Genomic DNA, 281 nt, shown 5'->3' with positions numbered 1-281 from the left:
TTTGCAAAGCATGTACAAAATATCTTCAAAATTCGGTGGTAAGAATGAAATGATCCATCTTTTGATTGGTTGAGGAGTTTTTGATTGGTTGACCACTTTTTATTGATCGCTCCAGGAAATTTCCCCAACGAAATTGTTGTAACTTCAATTCTTAATAAAACTGATTTTTTTTTTAAATTGAAGGGAGTTCTTAATAAAAGTATATTCTGTGCAACTGCAGAGCATAATTCAATAATATCTCGCAGATATGGGCGTTTTTTTAAATTTTCGGACGCAGAAAA

The 281-nt window shown here is 31.7% G+C and carries 1 protein-coding gene; it reads left to right on the top strand.

The window, feature by feature from the left end:
• Positions 1–84 precede the first annotated feature (84 nt).
• Positions 85–281, top strand: a 197-nt coding sequence (locus L9G74_RS20270) for a hypothetical protein (protein WP_238898574.1), incomplete at its 3' end; no start/stop codon positions are given.

The sequence above is a fragment of the Shewanella electrica genome (assembly GCF_022321485.1).
GTDB classification, from domain to species: domain Bacteria; phylum Pseudomonadota; class Gammaproteobacteria; order Enterobacterales; family Shewanellaceae; genus Shewanella; species Shewanella electrica.
This window is presented reverse-complemented; position numbering and strand designations above follow the sequence as displayed.